This window comes from Terriglobales bacterium (assembly GCA_035567895.1).
In the GTDB taxonomy this organism is placed as follows: Bacteria; Acidobacteriota; Terriglobia; order Terriglobales; family Acidobacteriaceae; genus Gp1-AA112.
Window position 1 is genome coordinate 115910 of sequence record DATMPC010000091.1, and the last position, 22238, is coordinate 138147.

Sequence of the window (22238 nt, forward strand, 5' to 3'; positions counted from 1 at the left end):
GAAGTGGGAGAAAGGAAACACAATGGAAGTAGCAATTCTTGAAGCTCGCGCTGACCTTGGTTGGAAAGCCGTACCTGAGACGTGCCCAACGCACATCGCGAGAATCATCAGTGAGAAGAGAACCCGGATGCTGCGAAAGCGGCAGAACTTGAGTTCGACTCCTGCCGCACCTGCTATTGCACCCGAACGCATAAGCGATTCCGACCGCAACGCACTCGCGTCACGCCTGAACAACGCAATCCGCTTGTTCTAAATCGGAACTCTCGACAACACAGCACAACCACTGCGACGCATTCGTGTGTTCGCTCAACACCAACCATTCAATCAATCTCGCGAGAGAGAAAGAGATTCCGTAGAAATGTCACAGCTTTCATCGGCTGAGCAGCGCGCTTCGTACATCGCGCAAGCGCAAGCATTGCTCGCCAAACCTGACTTCAGCAAAGAGGACCGCTCCAAGTTTGACGCGCTCATGGCAATGGCCGACGCGCACACCGCTGAAGCGGATAATTACCGCCTGCACAGACTCAATTCGGTACTGGCCCAAGAAGGTGTTCAGCGCGTCTTCGTTGCCAGCAGCGAACGCTCCGAAGTCACCAAAGAAATTCGCCGCGTATTGAAGGGCGAAGTCCGCACCGCAATGAGCGTCGGCACCAACAACGCTGGTGGCTATCTAGTGCCCGCGCAGTTCGAAAAAGAACTCATCTTGATGCAGAAGGCAGCAGGCCCGCTCTACGCAGACAGCGAACTGCTCACCAACATTCCAACGGCTGACGGTGGGCCTAGAGTCATGCCAGCCAGCGATGACCTTGCAAACGAAGGGTACATTCAAAACGAAAACACCGTCGTCACCGAAGTAGACCCGGTGTTGTCTCAGGTGTCGATGCACGCGACAACTTTCTCGTCTGGTTCCGTGCTGGTGAGTAACGAACTCGTCGAAGATGCTTTTGAGGCAATCGAGAACGTGTTGCAGCGGTCGCTCGCTGCTCGACTCAGCCGAGCGCAAAATAAACAGTTTCTGTCGAGCCTGCTGACCACACTTGCTGCCAACAGCAGTGCGGCTGTTGCTGCTGGTGGTGCTGCGATTGCAGCCGACGACGTTCACAACCTGATTTACTCCGTGAACGCGCAGTATCGCGGCAGTCAGAAGTGCGCCTTCCTGCTCAATAGCAGCACGGCAAAGAGCATCGCAGCATTGAAGGACTCAAACGGACGTTACATTTACCAGTTCATTCGTGATGAAGCAGGCGTCCTGAGTCTTGAAGGGTTCCCCGTCTACTTCAGCGATTACTGCGACAACATCGCAAGCACGAAGAACCCGATTCTGTTCGGAGACTTCTCATACATCATGCTGCGCCACGTTCCCGGCATCACGTTGCAGGTTCTGAGCCAGCGTTACGCAGACCAAGGCTCAACCGCAGTCATCGCTCGCAAACGCGCTGATATGCAGTACGCGGTGCCAAGTACCAGCGACAGCGCAATCAAAATGCTTCACTTCGCATAACCCCAACCAGCTTGGGTTTCACATCGGGGCTGACCATCGCGTCGGCCCCTTCACTTTTCTTCGGAGCACACTTTGTTCGACGGACACCTAAACACCGAGTTCGACGATTACCCGGTCACGATTGGCGTTGGCGTACTAGAGGCGGAAGCCGACGACGAGAATCAGCCTGTCGCAGTCAAGGATGCAGCCCCCGAACCGCTTAAACAGCGCAAAGCGCGACTGCAACAAGGATGGGTGAGCTACAACAGGTTTTTCGATTCATGGGCTTACCAGTGGAAGGAAAACGGACGTACCCACTCCAAGACGCTCGGACACTCAGACACGCTGACAGACAAAGATGCAGCTTGGCACGCAGCAGAGCCTCTGCGGCTCGCATTTCTCAAGCGTCAGCAAGAGAACCCTGTCGAAGCAGCCGAACCACTAGACGACGCGACGCTAATTGAGCGCGACATTGAGCGTGCAGTTCGCGAAGAGAGTACGGCGGAAGTCGAAGCACTCCTTCGGAAAGACGAGCGCAGCAATCGCAGTCTCTACCAAACTGGGAAGCACATCTTTGATGCCTACGTCTACCAGAAGGTTAACTCTGACATGCGCGGCAGTCTTCGCGCTTTCAAGTATCAGGAAGAGACTGCTTCTAGAGGATGTAACCGTCAATTCGTGCAGGCGAGCAAGTCGGACTTCATAGCTGATTGCGAGCTTACGTTCCGGCGAAGCCTGACGCCACACGAACGCGCACTGATTCAGCTTGTATTTCTGGACTTCAAAGCAACAGAAGAAGAAGTAGAGCGGCTCTGGCCGGGGCAACTCTTCGCAATATTTTGCAGGCTCGGTGCCAAGTTCCGAAGAAAAGGCATGGCAAGTCTCGCCACGTATTTCTCCATTTTCGATGTGCTCCGATAAGCGCAAATTTTGGAACCCGCTATTTTGCTTGGTTGCCCTATGCTTATAAAGACCGATGAAGAAACCGGAATGGGCTGAGTACGGTATTACCGGAGTGACCGACAAACGTGCGTTCGCTCTGCGGAAGGTTTACCACATCTGCCATCTCGAAGATGCATTGCGAGTTTTTGAGGACAATAGGGTCCGTTCTTCTCTCGTGTGGGATGAGAGCAAGCTGCGGAACTCGCGCACCTGTGTCTCATGGGTTTCAGGGAACGATTGGGTGTGGGGTTCGCTGTATGGCAACGTGCGCTTCACGTTCGAATGGGAAACGCTCGTAAGGGGAAAGAATCTATTTTGGGTTGAGGCAATGCCGCAGTATCGTCCCCCGGCTTTCCGCATTCTCGTCAGTAAAAAAGAAGAAATACCCGGTCTGACGCCGTATACCGCGACGCTGCCAGCACCGCTTCTCCACGATGCCGATAGTGGAGCGTGGAAGTGGAACGGCAACCTGACGAGTGAGTTCTTAGTGGACGACGACCTTATGTTGCGCGATTGTATGCAGGTAGATTTCGTTAAACACCATCATTCCTTTTGCCGCAAATCGGGGTCTGGCTGCAAGCAATTGGGAGAATCGGAGAGAAGTATGGGCTCGCGTTTCCTCTCGCTACTTCTTGCTGATTTGTCGAGCAGCAGCGCGTTGCAGTTGCTTACTGATGGCAAAGAAAGGCTCGATTCCGACGCCTCTATGGCTTGGGAAGCGATAAGAAAAAGCCTCAAGACTTCTGGCGGTGGTCGCCTTCGCGCAGAAGATGATGTGGCTGTCGATGTAGTGCGAGCAATTCTTCGCAGCTATGGACGCGAAGAAACAGACTCCATGAAGAGACTGAGTTCTTTATTCAAAGATACCGACCATCTCCGCGAAGCAGCCGATAGCCTCGCAGTGAACGCCTTCAAACTACCCAGTGCTGACCGGCTGCAACTTGAAGAACCTAGTTAGAAGAATTAGCCCTTTGCATTCCTTGATAAATGACAAATACACAACCTGCGGTGAGTCGCCCTGAGTGGCTTACCGCTGCCGAAGTCGCGGCACATCTCAAGGTGCAGACCCGCACCGTGCTGCTTTGGACTCGGCAAGGAAAAATCAAAGCCTACGCACTCTCTGGCACCAAACGCCGGGTATGGCGCTACCTACGTTCCGACGTTGATTCGCTCCTTTTCGGGAATCCCGTGGTAAGCTCTGAATCGCTGTCCGTGCTCTCTGACAGGAGAAGCAAATGAAAAGAGCAGCACGGGTAAACCAAGGAAGTCTGGTATTCAACAAGAGATTCGGAACATGGAATTTCTTGTGGTGCGAAAACGGGAAGCGACGCTCTAAGCTGATTGGCTCTGGAAAGGATTTCCCTACCAAAGCCTCAGCATGGCGCGCAGCGGAACCGTTGAGAAGAACACTCGAACAGCCAGTCAGCAGCGATGGCACGTTGTCCACGGTGGAGAACTTGGTCGAGCAATACAAAGCCGAGAAGATGCCGCAGCGTCTGAGCACGCGCTTGGGCTATGAGGCATGGCTGAACAACCACGTTCTTCCGAAGTGGGGTAAATGCCAGTTGACTGACATGCAAGCTCGCCCAGTTGAAATGTGGCTGAAGTCTCTGTCTCTGTCACCTAAGAGCAGAGTCCATGTGCGCGGACTCGTCCGGGCACTCTGGGATTACGCGATGTGGCGCGGCGACGTGCCGACACAGCGGAACCCGATGGAGCTAGTCACAATCAAAGGGGCAACGAAGCGCATGAAGAAACCGCGCAGCCTGACGGTCGAAGAGTTTCAGAAGTTCGTTCTGCAACTCGACGAACCTATCCGCACGCTTGCGCTGGTCTGTGTGTGCTTCGGTCTTCGAATCAGTGAATGCCTTGCTCTGAAGTGGAGCGATGTGGATTGGCTCAACAGCAAGCTGCGCGTCGAGCGCGGTATCGTCCGTCAACAGGTGGACGACGTGAAGACTGTCTATTCAGGTCGGCAAATGTCGATTGATGACGATATGCTCGCGGTGCTGATGAGTTGGAAGCAGAACACTCAGTTCCCTGCTCAGGATGACTGGATGTTCGCGAGTCCGCTGAAGCTCGGCAGACAGCCGTTGTCGTATCCGTGGGTGTGGCGTGTCTTTCAGAACGCTGCGACCGCTGCGGGCATCGAGAAGCTCGGCACGCATTCGATGCGGCACAGCTACCGTTCATGGCTCGACGCCGTGGGAACACCGATTGCAGTTCAGCAGAAGCTGATGAGGCACTCGGACATCCGCACGACGCTGAACATTTACGGTGATGTCGTGACGGACGAGATGCAGCAGGCACACTCGAAAGTCGTGCGTTTGGCACTGCATACGGCTTAACTGATTTGTGGCTGATTTGAGCGTGACGTAAAGCGTTGAAAACATGGCGGAGAGAGTGGGATTCGAACCCACGATACCCGTTAAGGTATACACGCTTTCCAAGCGTGCGCCTTCAGCCACTCGGCCATCTCTCCGTGCTGCTCCTTCTATTCTACTGGAATCCGAAAGTCGGGAGCGAACACGAAGGTCACGAAGGAGTAAAAAGAGGTCACGGGAAAACCTGGTTGACGAGTCCCCGATCGCTCCAGCGTAATTTGTGACCTTGTGGTTTACCCTCGTGACCGGAGCCGTCCTGAGCGAAGCCGAATGGATGTTCGCTCTTCCCGTGATAATCTCCCGCGTTTCCCAAACTGTGGAGGAAAGAACATGCGGCACCTAGCTGGACTGTTTGCACTTATTCTCGCCATGCCGTTTTTGTTGTTTTGCCAAGCTCCCGCGGCTGCGCCCGCACCTGCGAAGGACAACGGTGGATTCACGCCCGCGAACCTGGATCGCAGCGTCGAGCCATGTACGGACTTCTACCAGTTCGCTTGCGGAACCTGGAGGAAGAACAATCCGATTCCCTCGGATCAACCTGCTTGGGATAGCTTTACTGAAGTCTATGTGCGCAATCAGCAGATCTTGCGCGACCTACTGGAGAAGCAGTCCGCCGAAGATCCAAAGCGCGGTGCGGTTGAGCGCCAAATCGGCGACTTCTACTTCGCATGCATGGACGAAAAGTCGATCAACAGCAAAGGCATCCAGGCGCTCAAACCGGAACTCGACCGAACGGCTGCTATTCGTGATCGAGACCAGATCATCGAGCGCATGGCTTACATCCAATTACTTACAGGTCCAAGTCCAGTATTCAACTTCAGCTCCAGCCCGGATCTGCATGACGCTTCAATGGTGGTCGCCGACATCGATCAGGGCGGAATCAGCATGCCCGACCGCGACTACTACATCAAAGACGATGAAAAAACCAAGGCGGTCCGGCAGGCGTATGTCACGTATTTGAAAAAGTCGTTCGTTCTCGCCGGGCAAAGCGACACGCAAGCCGGAGAATCGGCCCAAACGATCCTCAACATCGAAACCGATCTTGCCAAAGCCTCCATGGATCGCACAGTACGACGCGACCCCGCGGTGCACGATCACAAGATGAGCCTCAACGATGCCGCCGCCCTGGCGCCGAATCTGCAACTGGTGAAGTTCTTCAAGTATGCAGGGGTGCCATCATTCAGTTCGTTGAATGTCGAGAATCCGGACTTCTTCAAGCAGGCCAATGGGATCTTCATGAAGTATGCGGTCGATGCCTGGAAGACGTATCTCAACTGGCAAATGATCAACTTCGCTGCTCCCTGGCTGTCGGACCCATTTGTTAAGGCGCGATTCGAGTACCGGCAATCGCTAACCGGCCAGAAGGAACAACAGGCGCGGTGGAAGCGCTGCGTCGATCAAACCGATAATTCGCTGGGCGAGGCTCTGGGGCAGTCCTATGTGGATCAGACCTTCGGCGTTGAAGGCAAGCAGCGCATGCTAAAGATGGTGAACGCACTGGAGCAGTCGCTCGACAAAGACATCGCCTCGCTGCCGTGGATGACAGATGCAACGAAGAAGGAAGCGAAGATCAAGCTGGATGCGATTCGCAACAAGATCGGCTATCCGGAGAAGTGGCGCGACTACAGTTCCATCAGGATCAGCCGCGACGATTTCCTCGGCAACTACATTCGTGCCGCGCAGTTTGAGGCGCATCGTCAGACCAACAAGATTGGCAAGCCGGTAGACAAAATGGAATGGGAGATGACTCCTCCGACGGTGAACGCCTATTACAGCGGACAGTTCAATGAGATCGTCTTCCCCGCCGGCATCCTGCAGCCTCCGTTCTTCACTAAGGAACTCGATGACGCAGTAAACTTTGGCGGCATCGGCGCGGTGATTGGTCACGAGCTAACTCACGGCTTCGACGACGAAGGCCGCAAGTTCGATCCCAAGGGAAACCTGCGTGATTGGTGGACGCCCGTCGACGCGCGTGAGTTCGAGAAGCGTGCGGGATGCGTCGCGGACGAGTACAGCGGATTCACAGCCGTCGATGACCTTAAACTCAACGGCAAACTAACCCTCGGCGAAAACACGGCCGACAACGGCGGCGCTCGCATTGCGCTGATGGCCTTGCTCTCGATGCTGCAAGAACAAGCGAAGAGTGCTCCTTCAGACGATCCTCTAACCCGCAAGATCGATGGCTTCACGCCAGAGCAACGTTTCTTTTTAGGATTCGCAACCGTCTGGTGCGAGAACCGCAGCGACGAGTACAGCCGCTTCCTCGTGACCGTGGACCCACACTCTCCTGGACGCTGGCGCGCCAACGGTGTTCTCCAGAACATGCCCGAATTCCAGAAGGCATTCAGTTGCAAGCCTGGACAAGGGATGGTCAGCACCAATGCCTGCCGGGTTTGGTAAGCCTTTGTAAACCAATTGTCTCAATTGGTCATTTTTATTGACTAGACAATTATTGTGTCCATACCTAAAATGAGATCATGCAGACCATTAATGCCTCGAAATTCAAAGAGCAGTGCCTGACTATTCTCGAGAATCTGGAGCCGGAAGGGATCGTGATTACCAAGCACGGGAAGGCTGTAGCGCGTCTGATTCCCGCAAGCTCCGACTGCGCCGACCTCATCGGAAGTATGAAGGGCAAACTGCAGGTACATGGCAACATCCTCTCGACTGGACTGAAGTGGGATGCTGAATCTTGATACGCACATCCTCATCCATGCCTTGCAGGGTGAGCTGCGAGGTTCAGAGACGCAATTGTTGGTTCACAATCCCTGGAGCATCTCGGCGATTGTCTTGTGGGAGCTGGCGAAATTGTCCCAAAGAAATCGGATTACTATCGATTTAGATTCCCCTGACTTCACACGCGCTCTTTCCCGAGTGCATATATGGCCGTTAGACCTGAGACTTTGCCGGACGATCAAACATCTGGATTTTCAAAGCGATCCCGCCGATGAAATCATAGCTGCTACCAGCATTCTTCATCGTGTCCCCTTGCTGACCCGAGACAAACGAATCCTGCGGTCAAAACTGGTTCCTCTGGCGAAGTAATACGGCGCTATTCTTCACTCGTCGCCTGAGTGCAACAATGGGATTGAGACGGGCGGCTATCGCGTTGCAAGTAGTATGCGAACACGGCCACCATTAGCTACAACGCGTGAACGCTGAGATCGACCTTGCGTGAATAGCACTGCGCCAGCTTCGCGGAAATCATCGCTTGTCGAGGTTGTTGTGTCCGAAGGGCGCCGCAGTTCCGCTGGATAGCCCGATTGGGTATGGACCAGGAGTCAAGAAGAAAAAGCCAACCCGCGAGGCCGTACCGGCGGGCCGTTCATGAACCCGTCGCAAGACGGTGGGAACTCTCCGCGGTTCTTTAGGCATTTCCGTACTGGCGGAACTTCGCACACCGAACCGATTTTTCGAGTCGAGCCCCCTGTTCATTGAATGTTGGTTCAATAAACGGTTACCGCCAATACCTGCTTTGCAGGCTGGCTTCCATCTCGAATGCTATTCAAAGCTGACGGGGATGGCAAGAGACAGAGAAGAATCGGGTGATCGGGCCATCGGGTGATCGGGTGAAGTAAAACCTGAACTCTGCCCCAACTGTCATCCTGAGTCCCTCCTTTGGGCGAAGGATCTCCCGGAATGCGTCGAATGCCGACGCTATTGCGCCGGCATTTTGGCCAGAACTCTGGGTTCTCGTGGGGAAGCCGCACCAGCTGCAATTGGGTCCGAAAATCACGGAGGTCCTTCGCCCAAAGGAAGGGCTGAGGATGGCAGTTCGCCGGGGCCACTCATCTAAGTGCACGCGCTCGAGGTTTTTACTTCACCCGATCACCCGATTCTTTCCAATCACCCGACTTTCCGGTCCTCAATGATCTCATCCAGCATGCCGGAGAGCGAGTTGGCCCGTTCCACGTAGGTATTGGCGATGCTGTCGTACTTCTTCTTGAGCAAGTGATATTCGTCGGCGATGTTGAGCGCTGCGAGTACGGCGACCCGAAGTGAGTCAACCGTCGAAGTTTTCTCGGCGACAGCCCGCATCTTGAGGTCTACATATTCGGCCAGCTTAACTATGTAGTCAGGGTCTGTTCCCCGCAGGGTATAACCCTGGTCGTAAATCTCAACGCGGATGCTGTCAGCTGTCTTTTGCGTAGTTTGCGCGTGAGCCATAGTTAAGATGCCTCCGCACCCATAGCGTCGAGCTGCTTGAGCATCTTCTCGACACGGCTGCGAACGTCTTCGCGCTCGCGCCGCAGACCCACCATCTGTTCACGAATCGTTTCGACTTCTTCCTCACGCTCTTCGAGCTGTTCGCGCAAACGGATCACATCGCGCTCGGCAATCGCCCGCGCCTCGCGCGCAGACTTCAACAACTCAATGGTCTTATAAACCTTTTCTTCAAGTGCGTGAAATTCGTCGGAGGACACCGCAGACTCAAGCTCGGGGAGCGCCCTTGCAGACATGAGCACAAAACCTCAAGGAATAATTTAGTGGCGCGCAGTCGAAGTATATCCCACGTGATAGATGAAGGATGCCTGTGAATTCTGTTGATAAACAGGCAGAAATAAGAATCGGGTGATCGGGCCATCGGGTCATCGGGTGAAGTGAAGGACAGCTGTCGGCAGTCGGCGCTCGGCGTTCAGCCGAGATGCAGTCTTGTTGGATTACCCAAACTGCGCTGGCCGAAAGCCGATAGCCGAATGCTGACAGCTACGGTTCACTTCACCCGATCACCCGATGGCCCGATCACCCGATTGTCGTTAGCTCCGACTCTGCAAAGTGTTCCGAAACTGCCTGTTACAATGAAAACCGACAGTCCAGCTCCAATGAAGTGTCCCTTCTGCGGTTTTATCAATGACAAAGTAGTGGATTCTCGCGAGACCAAAGAGGGCGAGTCTATCCGCCGTCGGCGCGAGTGTATGAAGTGCGAAAAGCGCTTTACTACCTACGAGCGCATTGATGAAATCCCCTATATGGTCGTAAAGAAGGATGGTCGGCGAGAGAAATTTGACCGTCAGAAGCTGCTCACCGGACTGCTCAAGGCTTGCGAGAAGCGCCCAATTTCGATGGGGAAACTCGAGCAGATCGTTAACGAGGCGGAGACATACGTCATCGACTCCCCGGACCGTGAGCGCACAACTTCGGAAGTCGGGGAGCTGATCATGGATCGCTTGAAGCAGCAAGACACGGTCGCTTACATTCGCTTCGCATCTGTTTATCGCGACTTCAAGGACGTTCGCGAATTTGGAGCCGAGCTGGAGCAGTTGATGAGCAAGGAAGCGAAAGCGGCAAAATCCAAGTCCAGTCCTAAACACCAATAGCCCAGAGAGAATGATTCATAAAGTCACATTAATCCCCGGCGACGGCATCGGGCCGGAAGTGGTGAACGCCACGGTTCGTGTGCTCGAGGCAAGCGGTCCCAAGTTCGAGTGGGAGTCGCAACTGGCAGGCGCCGAAGCGTATGCCAAGACCAAACAGTACATTCCCAAGGAACTCTACGAGTCGGTAGAAAGAACTCGTGTTGCCTTAAAAGGTCCGGTCACGACGCCAATCGCGGGCGGCTTCGCCAGCATCAACGTGACCTTGCGCAAGAAGTTTGAACTCTTTGCAAACTTTCGGCCTATCAAGAACCTTCCCGGCGTCAAGACTCACTATCCCGGAGTGGACCTCGCCATCGTTCGCGAAAACACCGAGGGGGAATATTCGGGCATTGAGCACGAAGTTGTGCCCGGCGTGATGGAGAGTCTGAAGATCATCACCGAGAAGGCTTCCACACGGATTGCGCGCTTTGCGTTCGACTACGCTCGGCGGGAAAAGCGGAAAAAAGTACACGCCGTCCACAAAGCCAACATCATGAAGTTGACCGATGGCTTGTTCCTGCGCTGTTGCCGCGACACGGCCGAGATCTATCCCGAAATCCCGTATTTTGAGCACATCGTGGACAACACCTGCATGCAGCTCGTCACCAATCCTTATCAATACGATGTGATGGTGATGGAGAACCTTTACGGCGACATCATCTCCGATCTTTGCGCTGGGTTCGTTGGCGGATTGGGACTTGTCCCCGGCGCGAACCTGGGACACGAATGTGCGATTTTCGAAGCAGTGCACGGTTCAGCGCCAGATATCGCCGGAAAAGATCTCGCAAATCCGACTGCGGTCATGCAATCTGCGGTGCTTATGCTGCGTCATCTAGGGGAAGCCGATGCTGCCGACCGGATGCACGCGGCAATTGAACGCGTCTACCGCGAAGGCCAGAAGACTACGCGCGATGTCGGCGGCAAGGCAGGCACCAGCGAGTTTGCCGACGCCGTGATCGCGGCGTTGGAAACGAGCAAGCAACCTGTTGCAGCCAGCCGCTAGTCGGCATCTTCCCTGCCTCGATTCATTTTGGGAAGCTAAAGTAACACTTGAGCACCAAGATTTCTGTTGAGTTCCGGAACCGACTGGCGATTTGTTTGCTCACTGACTCGAGACGCTTCGCCGGATCTTGACTTTTGCCTTTGTTTCGCCTATAGTGCAGCGGTGTGTTTGTGTGTTCAATGCGTGCTGAGCATCCTGTGGTTTCCGAGCCCGCGGCAATTGACTTGGCTCTTCGAAAGGCCTTATGTCTCGGGGTAACGCTGTGAATCTCTCGGCGTAACGCCGTGGAAATTTCGGCGTTACCCTGTGGAAATTTCGGGGTTACCCCGGGGTAAGAGCGGGGTTGCAATAGCGGATGAATGGCAGGTAAATAACGTCGAATGTTCTATATAGGGAATAATTATCCGCGTGCAACGGAGCTACATCGACAAGCTCTCCCTTAAGCTGGACCAAACGGACTCTCGAGAAGGTGTGCTCTCCACCCTCAAAATGAACTATTCCCTGCTCCTTGTGGGTTCTCTCGCATTTCTTCTCACTGCTTGCAGTCAAAACACTCGTCCGATGCCGCCTGCATCGGAACAGCCGAAAGCGGCTCAGTCTTCGAAGAAGCTGACAAGTGTCGATCCCGCGACCGCTGCCGGCATTCATGGAACAATTCACCTCCAAGGCTCCGCCCCGGCTCCGGTTCAAATCGATATGGGTATGGATCCCGGCTGCACCATCTCGAGCAAACAGCCAAACTTCGGCCAGCAATATGTTGTCGGCAAAGGTGGTGGACTGGGAAGTGTCTACGTGTACGTCAAGGCAGGTCTGGAAGGAGACAACTTTGCTGTGCCGGCGATCCCGGTGATCCTCGATCAAAAGGGATGCCGTTACGAACCCCATGTCCTCGCCCTGATGGCGGGGCAAACTTTGCGCGTGCTCAACAGCGATCCCACGATGCACAACGTACACGCGCAGCCGAATGAGGCGAGCAACTCGCAGTGGAACATGTCGCAAATGCCGAAGGGCGCTCCAATCGAGACCGCATTCCACGATCCTGAAGTAATGATGCCCTTCAAGTGCAATCAACATCCCTGGATGAAAGCCTTTGTGAACGTTGCAGCCAATCCGTTCTATGCAGTCAGCGATGCGAACGGCAACTTCGAGATCAAAGGGTTGCCGCCGGGTGAATACACGATTGCGGCAGTTCATGAAGCGGCAGGCGAGCAGACACAAAGGATCACGTTAGGCACCGGGGAGACCAAGGCTGCGGACTTTACATTCGCAGCGCAGTAGCTGAGGGTCGAATGATTAGTCCTGATTGCTTTGTTAAAATAACTAGTCCTGCCCGCATCAACATTGAAAGGCCCGCTGCGCGTGAGGTCTGAAGTCTTACCGACTGATATTCGTTTCCATCGCGGTCTTCATCGCTTTGCTGTCGCTCTCTCCTGCTGCATCTTTGTTTTGATCGTGGCAGGGGCCCTTGTCACTAGCGAAGACGCAGGACTTTCCGTTCCCGATTGGCCGACCTCGTTCGGTTCCATCTATAAGATCCCGCCGATGGTGGGCGGTGTGAAGTTCGAACACACGCACCGCATGATCGCTGAGGGCGTGGGCCTGCTCACGATTCTCTTTTGCATTGCAGCCTTTCGTGTTGATCCCCGCAAATGGCTTCGCAACCTCGGTCTCGCGGCCATCGGAACCGTAATCGCGCAGGGCATTCTCGGTGGACTCACGGTGCTCATGTTCCTGCCGTGGTACATATCAAGCGCTCACGCAGCCTTAGGGCAGACTTTCTTTTCCATCGCTGTGCTGTTAGCTCTCTACACAGGCCGCGACTGGACCGAGTCAACTCCCGAGAGATTCGCCGACGATGGCGCGCCGAGCGCACACGCGCTGGCAGTCCTTACGGTCTGCGCGCTCTACCTTCAGCTCTTTTTTGGGGCTGCCTTCCGTCACTCGGGAATGAGCATTCTTTCACATCTCGTCAATGCAGTTCTCACTTCGGGAATCGCGGCATGGACAGCGGTTCGCGTGCTGAGTCGTTATGGTCAAATCGCCGCGCTTCGGCGACCAGCAGCAATCATGATCGCGTTGCTTCTGATTCAACTTGGATTCGGCTTCGCGGCGTATCTCACGCGTATAGTCTGGGGCAAAAATGCGGTGCAGCCTCTACCCAGCATGGTGAGTACCACCGTTGCACATGTAGCCATCGGAGCACTGCTACTCGCAACAAGCTTTGTGCTGGAAGAGCAGGTTCGTCGACATTTGGCGAAAGATCCTGCTAGAGCAGTTGAACCCTCAGCGGCCCGAAAGGCGATTAGCGCATGAGTGCTGCTATCCAGCCTGTTCCCACAGCAGAAGTGCAGCCTGCTCCTCCGCCGACACGCAAGTATTCGCGCCTTGGAGATTACTCGGTGCTGCTCAAGATGCGCGTGACTTCGCTGGTCGTCATGACAGCCTGGACCGGCTACTTCCTGGGCGCCCAGCGCGCTCACATTCCAACTTTTTCCTGGAAGCTGCTCTGCGCCATGCTCGGAATCGGATTAGTTTCTAGCGGCGCCGCGGCGATGAACCAGGTCATTGAGCGCGAGGCAGATGGCCGCATGCAGCGCACTCGAAAGCGTCCCATTCCGGGACAGCGGATGGGTGTCGTTGAAGCCACTGCCGTCGGGATGGCCTGCATCCTTGGGGGTGCGGGGTATCTCGCAATTACAACCAACCCTCTCACCGGAATTTTGAGCGTGCTCACTGCCTCGGCATACGTCGGTGTGTACACACCGCTGAAGATGCGTTCCCCGATCTGCACGACCATCGGAGCGCTTCCAGGAGCAATGCCTCCGCTGCTCGGTTGGACCGCCGCTCGCGGTCGCGTCGAGTGGGAGGCCCTTGTTCTCTTCGCGATCCTCTTCCTATGGCAGTTCCCGCATTTTCACGCGATCGCATGGCTGTACCGCGAGGACTATCGCCGTGCTGGGATCCGGATGCTGCCGGTCGTGGAAGAAGATGGGCGCTCTACGGTGCGCGAGGTGCTCGCCTACTCGCTGATGCTGGTGCCGGTAAGCCTGTTCCCGGGATACTTGCACATGGTGACCAGGACATACATTGTCGGCGCGCTGATCTTCAGTCTGGCCTTTCTGGTGTTCTCCGTCCGCTTTTCCCGTGTTCTCTCCGGCCTGCCTGCCGGTGAATCGGGCAAACTTGCTCGCGGCCTGCTGCGCGCCAGCGTGATTTACCTTCCCGCCCTCTTCGCGCTCATGATGATCAATTCGCGGTTTACTCGATGACCCACAATTCCAATTCGGCTTTACTTACGTCGCCTGGGGAAGACGAAACGCAGTTGCCGTCTATCTCTGCAATTCAGGTCGAATCACTTGGTCATCGATATGAGAGCCGAGTCGCCCTGGATAGCATCTCGTTCAACGTTCGGCCCGCAGAAATCTTTGGTTTGCTGGGCCCGAACGGCAGTGGCAAGACGACGCTTTTCCGAATCCTGACAACGTTGATGGTTCCCACCAGTGGGCGCGCATTCGTCGCTGGCTTCGATCCAGTGAAGCAGCCCAATGAGGTGCGACGCAGGATTGGCGTTGTAGCGCAGGCTCAAAGCGTGGACGTAAAGCTTACCGCTGCAGAGAACCTGATGCATCAGGGCCACCTCTATGGCCTGAGCGGAGCACGGCTCAAGCAACGTATCAGCGAAATGCTTGAGCGTGTCGGCCTCTCGGATCGTGCCAATAACTTGGTTGAGACATTCTCCGGAGGAATGCAGCGGCGCGTCGAACTCGCAAAGGGACTGATGCATCGACCGTCAGTTCTGCTCCTCGACGAACCGACTATGGGCCTCGATCCGGGCGCCCGCCGCGATCTTTGGCTTTATCTCGACAGCTTGCGCGAGCACGAGGGCGTGACCGTTCTTGTGACCACTCACCTTATGGAGGAGGCCGAGCGTTGCAGCCGTCTCGCGATCCTCAGCGAAGGCAAGCTTGTCGCACTTGGAACTCCAGCAGAGTTGAAGTCTGAGATCGGTGGCGATGTTATTCAGTTTGAAACGGAGCGTCCGGATGTTCTTGCTGCGCGCATCCTGGATCGCTTCGGCATTGCCTGCTCGATCGAAGAAGGTATTGTCCGTCTCGAGCAAGCGCAAGGACATCGCTTCGCCGCCGATGTGATGGAAGCCTTTCCCGGCGAGATTCGATCGATCAGCGTGAGTCGTCCGACGCTAGAAGACGTGTTCATAAAGCGCACCGGACACCGCTTCTGGACACAGGAGCAGAACCGTCCGTAGTAGCGGACGGGTGACAATTAAGATGACTGCGATGTCACACATGGGAACAACATTTCCCGATCTCACAGCGGGCGAACCATCGAGTGCTCTGCTGCCTATCGTCTCTCTCTGGCGACGCGAAATCGTGCGCTTCTATCGCCAAAAGAGCCGCGTGATCGGCGTAATTCTGTCTCCCCTGGTCTTCTGGTTGGTAATAGGATCCGGTTTTGGGAATTCCTATCGCTCCGGCGCTGGCGACCAGCATTATCTGCAGTATTTCTTTCCTGGCGCCCTGCTGATGATCGTGCTATTTACTTCAATCTTCACCATGATGTCGGTGATTGAAGACCGCGATCGAGGCTTTCTTTCTTCTGTGCTTGTGGCTCCGGTAAGCCGCTCGGTCATCGTTCTGGGAAAGGTTCTCGGAGGCACCACGCTGGCGGGTGTTCAGGGCTCGCTATTTCTGGTTTTCGCGCCAGCGGTTGGTGCACACTTCAATGTCTCCGGCCTCTTGCTGATTGTTCTCTCAGTGTTCCTGATGGCGTTCGCGCTTACCGCACTGGGATTCACGCTGGCCTGGCGAATGGAATCGGCGCAGGCTTTTCACGCGATTGTGAATCTGTTTCTGATTCCTCTGTGGCTGTTGTCGGGCGCACTCTTCGCGGTGAATAACGCTTCAGGATGGATTCAATGGGTGATGCGGTTGAATCCACTTACGTATGGACTTGACGTGTTGCGGACTGCGCTCTTCCCCTCAACCGCATCGATGAATCAGTTCTCGCTCCCGACTTCGCTAATGATCCTGATCGCGTTCACTGCGGTGATTTTTTCCGTAGCGTTCCTGATGGTGAACCGAAGAACAACCCAACCTGTCGCCTGAATCCCAATTGCAGATCGACTACAGCATATTCCCGCCACTTGATGCCACGCTCAATGGCACGACCGCCGTCTTGCTGGCCATCGGGCACAGGTTCATCAAGCGCGGCGCAGTGGCCAGGCATCGCGTGGTGATGATCGCTGCATTTATCGTTTCGTCAGCTTTTCTGGCCTGCTATCTCTACTATCACTTTCACGTGGGATCGGTGCACTTCCAAGGAAAAGGATGGGTACGTCCTCTCTATTTTTCGATCCTGATTTCCCATACCGTGCTCGCGGCAGTCGTTGTTCCAATGATTCTGATTACGCTCACACTGGCGCTTACGAACAAGTTCGACCGCCATCGCCGACTGGCGCGCTGGACCTACCCGATCTGGATGTATGTCTCCATTACCGGCGTCATTGTTTACCTGATGCTCTACAAGTTGTTCGTTTGACAGCAATCCTCCGCTGCCTCTGATTCTTTTGGGCTAGAAGAGTCACCTAGACGCGCCTAAGAGTCTTTCCGCATTTCCTTACGGCCCTCCGCCGATATAGCCAGAGTAGATCGAAAACTACCTTCGACTTCAGTCAGTTGCGTTCTCGAACTGGCAGGAGTTCAGGTGCAATTTTCTTCTAAGGTTTTGATCAAATTCAGCGCGGCCGCAATCGCGGTCGCCTCAATTGTGGGATGTGGTTCTGGATCGGCAAAGCCGTTTTCAGCCGGCAGTGCGGTTAGCAGCGTCAACAATTCGAATTCCGGCTCCAACGCAGGCAGCTCGTCTTCGGCTTCAAGCGGTAGTCCATCAAGTCCGACGTCCACGTCGGCTCCTGCAGCTCCTGGTGCGCCGGTGGCCAGCACTGATCCCGCAGGCTCGATCGTTTACGCTAGCCTGCAGAGTCAGCCCGGATGGCAAACCTGCGGTGGTTGCGGCAACGTTGGGGGCGTTGGACAGGGACCTGACTATCACATGGCTCAGGGAGTCTCTAGTCCTAGTCTCAGTGGATCAGCGGCCGACTTCTATGTAAACGGTGGCCCTGCATATACGGGCGGCTACTACTTCATCGAGCAGCCAACGATTCAGAATCCGGTTACATATCTTCGCTACGATTTGGATCTGTTCGTGCCGGGGCAATATGCCAATGCCCCACAAGCGATCGAGTTCGAGTGCCAGCAAACCACGAATGGCAACACTTACAACTTTGCCTGGCAAGCCGATTACGCCAGCAATACCTGGCGCGTGTTCAACTTCACGACCAAGGAGTGGGAGGGTACCGGCATTCCGCTTCAGCGTTTCGCTCCGAATACATGGCATCACATCTCCGCAGTTTTCCACGCAGCCGGCACGCAGGCCATTCATGACTCGCTAACCGTCGACGGCAAGACCATGGGCGCAAACATTTCGCATCAGGCGACGGCTACGGGTACCCGCCTAGAATTCACTGCGGGATTCCAAGTGGACCTGAACTCCAATAGCACTCCGTACCACGTGTATGTGGACAATATGAGAGTGGCGGCGACGAACTAACCTCGGTCCACGAGAGACAGCCTTCACCACGGAGCCCGGAGGAGAGTTCTCCGTGCTCCGTGGTGAAAAACGGTTTGAGCGATGGTGAATTTGCCGCGCGTTTGTTATATTGAGCGCACTTCCTTCCGGAGCAGCAGCCATGGCCAAGAGCGTCAACAAAGTTATCCTCGTCGGAAACCTCGGCAAGGATCCCGAAGTCAAGTACACCTCAACCGGCACCCCTGTCGCCAAATTCTCACTTGCTACTAACGAGGGATACAAAGACAAGAGCGGGCAATGGCAGGATCGTACCGAGTGGCACAACGTCGTTGCCTGGCAAAGGCTCGCCGAGATCGTAGGCGAGTATGTGAAGAAGGGCTCGAAGGTCTACATCGAAGGCCGTCTTCAAACCAGTTCGTGGGACGACAAAGAAACCGGCCAAAAGAAGTACAAGACTGAAATCATTGCGAACGACCTTGTTCTACTCAGTGGACGCAGCGAAGCCGACTCTGAAGGCGGATCGCGCGGATACTCGCGTAGTGCCTCAGCAGGTACTGGCAACCTCGACCAGAGCCATGGGCATAACGAGGAGCCCGCACACGCCACCCAGATTCAAGACGAAGATATTCCGTTTTGAGGAGCAGCTCCTGAGCGGCTAAGCTCCTCAGCTTCTAAGCCCAGAGGCGCAGCATGCTGCGCCTCTTTCTGCTTTGCGCAAGACTTTTTCCTGTCCTCGCTCAGGATCGCATTCGTGCCGGTTATCGCTCAGAAGCTTAGAAGCTAGAAGCTCAGCAACTTAGGAGCTAATCCAACGTGAACTGCTGAAATTTCATCCAATCATTTGAGCCTTTGCTCAATTTTCGATTGGGAAATCCGTGTCTTCTTAATATGCAAGCTTCTTTTGGAGCTCTTCAGCGGTTTTGTCTATTCATTTGCGCGGTAGTTGTCCTCGGCCTCGCTGGCTGCGCCGGGTCGAAACATACCGATATTGCTCATACGCTGCGTACCGAAATTCCCGCGCCTGAGGGCAGTCCTCAGATTATTGCTGCCTATCAACCCTGGTTTGGACGCTCCGGGCATATCGACGTCGGTTACAACTCCCAGGACGCGAGCGTCCTTGCTCAGCAAGTGGAGCATGCGAAGAACCTCAACATTCGGGCATTCATTGTGAACTGGTATGGACCGTCGCACGACTTTGAAGACCGCAGCTACGCGGCGCTGCAGCGAGTTTCGTCTGAACACGACTTCAAGACAGCGATCATGTACGACGAAAGCGTTGACGATCCCCATCGTGCTACGGAGCAGGCTATCTCCGATCTGCAGTACGCATACGAGCATTACATCGGGCCAAAAGCTTCCGTGCCTAATGCATATCTCACCTACGACGGGCGCCCGATGATCTTCATATTTCCTAAATCGGGAGATACAGACTGGAAGCGCGTAAAGCAGGCCGTGAGTGGATGGGAACACCCACCGATCCTGATCTATGAAGATGAGGATGCAAAAGACTGGGGAGCCTTCGATGGTTACTATGCGTGGGTTTCACCCGGCAAGAAGGGCTGGGTCAAGGATGGCAGCAACTGGGGCCGCAGCTATCTCGAGAACTTCTACAGCAGAATGTCGAAGCAAAGCGGCAAGATTGCCATAGGTGCAGCATGGCCCGGCTTTGATGATTCCAAAGCGGAGTGGGGGCAGGGTCGCAAAATGGACGCGCGTTGTGGAAAAACCCTCGAGGACTCACTGAATCTTCACCGGCGCTACTTCCCTGCCGATCGTCCACTGCCCTTCCTTATGATCGTCACCTGGAACGACTACGAAGAGGGAACGGCCATCGAGCGCGGAATCGCGAACTGCGGCGCCAAGAGTGACGGCGCACAGCGCGCAGGCGGATAAGAAGAGCGAAAGGCGTTTTGTTCTTGCGACGCCCTGCTCAACCGTCAAACAGCCATCCACGACCTATAATGTTTTCATGCTCGACGAGCTCGATTTTCGCCGCAAAGCAGATGTGGCTGTGGAAGACTTGAAGAAGCGCCTGATTGCTGCCGAAGATGATGCCGCGATTGAGGTCGAAGAACAGAATGGCGTGCTGAACGTTGTCTTCGAGGAACCACCGGCGAAGTTCGTCATTACTCCAAACACTCCGGTTCGCCAGATCTGGATCTCTGCTCTCTCCACCAGCTTCAAACTTGACTGGTCAGATATGCAAAATGACTTCGTGTTGGAAAAGACCGGCGAGCGTCTGAAGGCCTTGGTTGGAAGATTGGTAAATCAACAGCTCGGTGAAGAAGCCGTTACCCTCTCCTAATTCTCGTGGGAAGGTTGGAGGCACTTCGGAGAGGATTGGTGGACCTGGTCGGGATCGAACCGACGACCTCTTCCATGCCATTTCCTAGAACGGGATTGTACTGAAACGCATCAAGGAGCATTGAGATGGGGCAGCCTTGCGATGAAGTCGGGCTGTCCCACTATTGCTGCTACACCGGATGACATCGAGCTGCTCTGACCCACATGGGCATGGATCATCAGGTTAGGTCACAACGAATGTCACAGATCCGCCCTCGTCCGCGATGTTAAACCAGTTCGATTTATTCATGTCCTCACCTTGCTGATTCCGCCAGCACCCTCCGCGCCGTACTCCCCCGGGCGGCGCCGGTCGACGTCCCCCGAGGCCAAGTTGAGGGTTGGAGTCCCTGCAGAATGCAAAATTGGAGTCACTCGGTTTCGCATCCAAAATTTTCCCGCGCTTAGAAATCCTCTGCTTGCTGTTTTTCTGAGTGCAGGTCTTCTGAGTCCAAAATCTGGACTGTCATGAACGAAGATCCAAATCGTCACAGGAGACTGCACTGGATGCTTGCTTCCGAGTAGCCGAACAATACTTCCAGTGACACGGATCGGGGCTTCTCAAGAAGATTGCTGTGGCACCCAGCCGGAAGCGATTCGAGGGTGAGCCGCGGTCAGGACTATTTGACTTGGTGCTTGGCGTACTCTTCGGGCGTGAATTTGCCGGCTTTCACATAGCTTTCGTTTAGTTCCGTATACTGCTTCCACTTCTCGGGCAGGTCATCCAGTGCAAAAATCGCCGAGACGGGGCAGACGGGAACGCAGGCGCCGCAATCGATGCATTCCACGGGATCAATGTAGAGCTGGGGAACGTCGTCGAATGTTGTCCGGCCATCGTCATAGCTCGTGTTCTTCTTGGGGTGTATGCAATCCACAGGGCAGGCATCGACGCAGGCGGTGTCCTTTGTCCCGATGCAGGGTTCGGCAATGACATATGCCATGGGTCACCTCCGCTGTCTTTCACCGTATGCCTGCCACAAAGAAGATTCAAGCGTGTTGCCAAGCCGATCCTTGGCAACGATCCTGGAATTGATCCATGCAGTAAGCACTTCATATTCGGCACCACTCATTTCACGCTTTGGCGCAGGCAGATGAGACCCGCGATTGCATCCCGTCAAAGCGATAACTGGCGATAACAGGCATTTACGCGTTTTGACCGCGCGGGTTGATTGTGTAATGGCGATTTTGCAACAGTGTCCGACACGATGAGGTTCAATAAGGCAGGGTTGCACTATTGCCTTGCTGTCGTATGGTGGGTTCTTCGATTCGTGCCGCCAGTGTTTGTTGGACAAACTCCGATAGCACCTGTTCGTCTCCCGATCCAAACAATCGCCCGATTTTTGGAAGTACAAATCCCCAGAGAATCAAAGCCGGAAAAACAATGAGGCCAACTCTAGTGTCGCCAGATGTGTAGTGACTGCCTGTGGTCAGGTCAATGAGGCACAGGACGAAGAGCGGTCCGCCCAAGATTGTTACCCCACCCAGCCAAAGACGCATGAAGTTCCTCGTCAAAGGCGACAGATCGAAATGTGCCTCTATCCGGCTGCCCCCCGATTCCGAACGGAACTGGCCATAGAAGCATGGAGCAAAGTCGTTGCGCCAGTATCTTCTCCTCCGCAAGCGGAACGTATTGTCCGTTACTACGCCCAGTACTGGAGATGAACCGCGATATCCCGTTAGTGAGAAGAGCGCTCTCTGCTCCTCGTCAATCGAGCGGCGCAAGGCATCAGCGACCGCGTTTGGAGCGAGCGTCGAATGCAGTACGAGGGACGTTCTCACAGAGGTCTTCCCACAAAAAAACGTACCACACTCCCTCATACCAATCAGCCCGAAATTCTGTAAGTGTCGTTAGCAGACGTTTACGCTCAGAATTGTCAATGAGTGCAAAGGCGATGTTACGTCAACTGAGAAAGATGACGCATAAGGTCAGGTAATTCCAACATAGACTTGATCACAAAATCCGGCTTCACATCTGCACCAATGTCATCCGGACTGCGATGAGCTTCTCCTGAGATCCAGACTGTCCGAATCCCGCAGCTGACGCCGCCGCACACGTCAGTGTTGAGCTGGTTGCCGACGAAGAGAACCTCACTTTCAGACAAACCGCACTTCCGGAGAGCGAA

The 22238-nt window shown here is 54.8% G+C and carries 25 protein-coding genes, 1 tRNA gene and 1 other RNA gene; 19 read left to right on the forward strand and 8 right to left on the reverse strand.

What is annotated here, in order from left to right; genetic code table 11:
• Positions 1–22: 22 nt before the first annotated feature.
• The 5 genes from VNX88_19690 to VNX88_19710 all read left to right on the forward strand — a co-directional run bounded on the left by VNX88_19690 (position 23) and on the right by VNX88_19710 (position 4770).
• Positions 23–253: a hypothetical protein gene (locus VNX88_19690; GenBank protein HWY70901.1), complete on the forward strand. Its 231-nt coding sequence runs from the start codon at positions 23–25 to the stop codon at positions 251–253.
• 105 nt (positions 254–358) lie between these two features.
• Positions 359–1501, forward strand: a complete 1143-nt coding sequence (locus VNX88_19695) for a phage major capsid protein (protein ID HWY70902.1) — start codon at positions 359–361, stop codon at positions 1499–1501.
• A gap of 72 nt (positions 1502–1573) precedes the next feature.
• Positions 1574–2401 (forward strand): hypothetical protein, encoded by an 828-nt coding sequence (locus VNX88_19700; protein ID HWY70903.1) that lies wholly within the window; start codon positions 1574–1576, stop codon positions 2399–2401.
• A gap of 55 nt (positions 2402–2456) precedes the next feature.
• The gene (locus tag VNX88_19705) at positions 2457–3380 is read left to right on the forward strand and encodes a hypothetical protein (protein HWY70904.1); all 924 of its coding nucleotides are present in this window, start codon (positions 2457–2459) and stop codon (positions 3378–3380) included.
• Between the two features lie 277 nt (positions 3381–3657).
• The gene (locus VNX88_19710) at positions 3658–4770 is read left to right on the forward strand and encodes a site-specific integrase (protein HWY70905.1); all 1113 of its coding nucleotides are present in this window, start codon (positions 3658–3660) and stop codon (positions 4768–4770) included.
• 44 nt (positions 4771–4814) lie between these two features.
• Here VNX88_19710 and VNX88_19715 read toward each other — a convergent pair.
• Positions 4815–4904 (reverse strand) — tRNA-Ser (locus VNX88_19715).
• A 232-nt stretch (positions 4905–5136) separates the two neighbouring features.
• Here VNX88_19715 and VNX88_19720 point away from each other — a divergent pair.
• The gene (locus tag VNX88_19720; protein HWY70906.1) at positions 5137–7206 is read left to right on the forward strand and encodes a M13 family metallopeptidase; all 2070 of its coding nucleotides are present in this window, start codon (positions 5137–5139) and stop codon (positions 7204–7206) included.
• A gap of 77 nt (positions 7207–7283) precedes the next feature.
• Positions 7284–7502, forward strand: coding sequence for a hypothetical protein (locus VNX88_19725; protein ID HWY70907.1), 219 nt, complete (start codon positions 7284–7286; stop codon positions 7500–7502).
• A 597-nt stretch (positions 7503–8099) separates the two neighbouring features.
• Here VNX88_19725 and ssrS read toward each other — a convergent pair.
• From ssrS to VNX88_19740, 3 genes are all read right to left on the reverse strand, one after another.
• Positions 8100–8293, reverse strand: a non-coding RNA gene (gene ssrS / locus VNX88_19730) — 6S RNA.
• Positions 8294–8652: 359 nt separating this feature from the next.
• Positions 8653–8973, reverse strand: a complete 321-nt coding sequence (locus VNX88_19735) for a cell division protein ZapA (GenBank protein HWY70908.1) — start codon at positions 8971–8973, stop codon at positions 8653–8655.
• A 2-nt stretch (positions 8974–8975) separates the two neighbouring features.
• On the reverse strand, positions 8976–9266 hold the full coding sequence (locus VNX88_19740) for a DUF4201 domain-containing protein (protein ID HWY70909.1): 291 nt from the start codon (positions 9264–9266) through the stop codon (positions 8976–8978).
• A gap of 363 nt (positions 9267–9629) precedes the next feature.
• Between VNX88_19740 and nrdR the strand changes: the two genes are divergently transcribed.
• The 8 genes from nrdR to VNX88_19780 all read left to right on the forward strand — a co-directional run bounded on the left by nrdR (position 9630) and on the right by VNX88_19780 (position 16725).
• Positions 9630–10124, forward strand: coding sequence for a transcriptional regulator NrdR (gene nrdR, locus VNX88_19745; protein ID HWY70910.1), 495 nt, complete (start codon positions 9630–9632; stop codon positions 10122–10124).
• Between the two features lie 10 nt (positions 10125–10134).
• Positions 10135–11166: an isocitrate dehydrogenase (NAD(+)) gene (locus VNX88_19750; GenBank protein ID HWY70911.1), complete on the forward strand. Its 1032-nt coding sequence runs from the start codon at positions 10135–10137 to the stop codon at positions 11164–11166.
• Positions 11167–11574: 408 nt separating this feature from the next.
• Complete coding sequence (locus VNX88_19755) at positions 11575–12444, forward strand: carboxypeptidase regulatory-like domain-containing protein (protein ID HWY70912.1); 870 nt, start codon at positions 11575–11577, stop codon at positions 12442–12444.
• A gap of 81 nt (positions 12445–12525) precedes the next feature.
• Complete coding sequence (locus tag VNX88_19760; GenBank protein HWY70913.1) at positions 12526–13479, forward strand: COX15/CtaA family protein; 954 nt, start codon at positions 12526–12528, stop codon at positions 13477–13479.
• A complete protein-coding gene (gene cyoE, locus VNX88_19765; protein ID HWY70914.1) occupies positions 13476–14435 on the forward strand; it encodes a heme o synthase in 960 nt (319 codons plus the stop codon). Before VNX88_19760 ends, cyoE begins: the two co-directional genes overlap by 4 nt.
• Positions 14432–15433 (forward strand): ATP-binding cassette domain-containing protein, encoded by a 1002-nt coding sequence (locus VNX88_19770; protein ID HWY70915.1) that lies wholly within the window; start codon positions 14432–14434, stop codon positions 15431–15433. Before cyoE ends, VNX88_19770 begins: the two co-directional genes overlap by 4 nt.
• A gap of 40 nt (positions 15434–15473) precedes the next feature.
• Positions 15474–16292, forward strand: a complete 819-nt coding sequence (locus VNX88_19775) for an ABC transporter permease (GenBank protein ID HWY70916.1) — start codon at positions 15474–15476, stop codon at positions 16290–16292.
• A gap of 7 nt (positions 16293–16299) precedes the next feature.
• Positions 16300–16725, forward strand: a complete 426-nt coding sequence (locus VNX88_19780) for a DUF420 domain-containing protein (GenBank protein HWY70917.1) — start codon at positions 16300–16302, stop codon at positions 16723–16725.
• Positions 16726–16886: 161 nt separating this feature from the next.
• Here VNX88_19780 and VNX88_19785 read toward each other — a convergent pair whose 3' ends face one another.
• On the reverse strand, positions 16887–17129 hold the full coding sequence (locus VNX88_19785) for a hypothetical protein (GenBank protein ID HWY70918.1): 243 nt from the start codon (positions 17127–17129) through the stop codon (positions 16887–16889).
• Between VNX88_19785 and VNX88_19790 the strand changes: the two genes are divergently transcribed.
• The 4 genes from VNX88_19790 to cyaY all read left to right on the forward strand — a co-directional run bounded on the left by VNX88_19790 (position 17119) and on the right by cyaY (position 20080).
• Positions 17119–17796 (forward strand): hypothetical protein, encoded by a 678-nt coding sequence (locus VNX88_19790; protein HWY70919.1) that lies wholly within the window; start codon positions 17119–17121, stop codon positions 17794–17796. The two genes, VNX88_19785 and VNX88_19790, sit on opposite strands and share 11 nt — an antisense overlap.
• Positions 17797–17935: 139 nt before the next feature.
• Positions 17936–18412: a single-stranded DNA-binding protein gene (locus VNX88_19795; protein ID HWY70920.1), complete on the forward strand. Its 477-nt coding sequence runs from the start codon at positions 17936–17938 to the stop codon at positions 18410–18412.
• Between the two features lie 251 nt (positions 18413–18663).
• A complete protein-coding gene (locus VNX88_19800; protein ID HWY70921.1) occupies positions 18664–19668 on the forward strand; it encodes a hypothetical protein in 1005 nt (334 codons plus the stop codon).
• A gap of 76 nt (positions 19669–19744) precedes the next feature.
• On the forward strand, positions 19745–20080 hold the full coding sequence (gene cyaY, locus VNX88_19805; GenBank protein HWY70922.1) for an iron donor protein CyaY: 336 nt from the start codon (positions 19745–19747) through the stop codon (positions 20078–20080).
• A gap of 655 nt (positions 20081–20735) precedes the next feature.
• On the opposite strand, the gene VNX88_19810 is transcribed toward cyaY, so the two are convergent.
• The 3 genes from VNX88_19810 to VNX88_19820 all read right to left on the reverse strand — a co-directional run.
• The gene (locus VNX88_19810; protein HWY70923.1) at positions 20736–21056 is read right to left on the reverse strand and encodes a ferredoxin family protein; all 321 of its coding nucleotides are present in this window, start codon (positions 21054–21056) and stop codon (positions 20736–20738) included.
• Between the two features lie 271 nt (positions 21057–21327).
• On the reverse strand, positions 21328–21894 hold the full coding sequence (locus tag VNX88_19815) for a hypothetical protein (protein ID HWY70924.1): 567 nt from the start codon (positions 21892–21894) through the stop codon (positions 21328–21330).
• A 116-nt stretch (positions 21895–22010) separates the two neighbouring features.
• Positions 22011–22238: HAD hydrolase-like protein (locus tag VNX88_19820; GenBank protein ID HWY70925.1), on the reverse strand; the 228-nt coding region annotated here is incomplete at its 5' end.

Bases quoted from the DNA above. Each gene is read 5' to 3' on its own strand.
- VNX88_19690 (HWY70901.1), top strand. From the start codon at position 23: ATGGAAGTAGCAATTCTTGAAGCTCGCGCTGACCTTGGTTGGAAAGCC.
- VNX88_19695 (HWY70902.1), top strand. From the start codon at position 359: ATGTCACAGCTTTCATCGGCTGAGCAGCGCGCTTCGTACATCGCGCAA.
- VNX88_19705 (HWY70904.1), top strand. From the start codon at position 2,457: ATGAAGAAACCGGAATGGGCTGAGTACGGTATTACCGGAGTGACCGAC.
- VNX88_19710 (HWY70905.1), top strand. From the start codon at position 3,658: ATGAAAAGAGCAGCACGGGTAAACCAAGGAAGTCTGGTATTCAACAAG.
- VNX88_19720 (HWY70906.1), top strand. From the start codon at position 5,137: ATGCGGCACCTAGCTGGACTGTTTGCACTTATTCTCGCCATGCCGTTT.
- VNX88_19725 (HWY70907.1), top strand. From the start codon at position 7,284: ATGCAGACCATTAATGCCTCGAAATTCAAAGAGCAGTGCCTGACTATT.
- VNX88_19735 (HWY70908.1), bottom strand. From the start codon at position 8,973: ATGGCTCACGCGCAAACTACGCAAAAGACAGCTGACAGCATCCGCGTT.
- VNX88_19740 (HWY70909.1), bottom strand. From the start codon at position 9,266: ATGTCTGCAAGGGCGCTCCCCGAGCTTGAGTCTGCGGTGTCCTCCGAC.
- nrdR (HWY70910.1), top strand. From the start codon at position 9,630: ATGAAGTGTCCCTTCTGCGGTTTTATCAATGACAAAGTAGTGGATTCT.
- VNX88_19750 (HWY70911.1), top strand. From the start codon at position 10,135: ATGATTCATAAAGTCACATTAATCCCCGGCGACGGCATCGGGCCGGAA.
- cyoE (HWY70914.1), top strand. From the start codon at position 13,476: ATGAGTGCTGCTATCCAGCCTGTTCCCACAGCAGAAGTGCAGCCTGCT.
- VNX88_19770 (HWY70915.1), top strand. From the start codon at position 14,432: ATGACCCACAATTCCAATTCGGCTTTACTTACGTCGCCTGGGGAAGAC.
- VNX88_19775 (HWY70916.1), top strand. From the start codon at position 15,474: ATGGGAACAACATTTCCCGATCTCACAGCGGGCGAACCATCGAGTGCT.
- VNX88_19795 (HWY70920.1), top strand. From the start codon at position 17,936: ATGGCCAAGAGCGTCAACAAAGTTATCCTCGTCGGAAACCTCGGCAAG.
- VNX88_19800 (HWY70921.1), top strand. From the start codon at position 18,664: ATGCAAGCTTCTTTTGGAGCTCTTCAGCGGTTTTGTCTATTCATTTGC.
- cyaY (HWY70922.1), top strand. From the start codon at position 19,745: ATGCTCGACGAGCTCGATTTTCGCCGCAAAGCAGATGTGGCTGTGGAA.
- VNX88_19810 (HWY70923.1), bottom strand. From the start codon at position 21,056: ATGGCATATGTCATTGCCGAACCCTGCATCGGGACAAAGGACACCGCC.